The following is a 295-nucleotide window of genomic DNA, read 5'->3' as shown; positions in this document are numbered from 1 at the left end:
ATTATTCAAAACAATACAACGGAATTATAATTCGTATCTCAATGATGTTTCTAGTCTTTATTCTTTGTATAAAACTATCTCTAGTCTTAATACGCGCTGTCAATCAATATGTCTATGAACTTTTTGTAATTACTAAAGCAATCTTCATCGCTAGTAATTCCTGTGGATACATAAGGAATCGAACCTTATAAATGCCGTAAAAAACACCCTACTCCTGTACTATCTCTAAACTTATGAACTTCGCTCTGTTTCTGTAAGCGGGTGCAAATATACAACCCTTTTTTATTCTACAAAG

The 295-nt window shown here is 32.2% G+C and carries 1 protein-coding gene; it reads left to right on the top strand.

Features of this window, described 5'->3' with window-relative positions; all coding sequences use genetic code 11:
• Window positions 1-191 (top strand): hypothetical protein (locus FOF46_RS32400; protein ID WP_208746855.1); only part of this gene is annotated, 191 nt, incomplete at its 5' end.
• Between the last annotated feature and the right edge of the window lie 104 nt (window positions 192-295).

Origin of the sequence: Aquimarina algiphila, from assembly GCF_007489275.1 — a bacterium.
In the GTDB taxonomy this organism is placed as follows: Bacteria; Bacteroidota; Bacteroidia; order Flavobacteriales; family Flavobacteriaceae; genus Aquimarina; species Aquimarina algiphila.
This window is presented reverse-complemented; position numbering and strand designations above follow the sequence as displayed.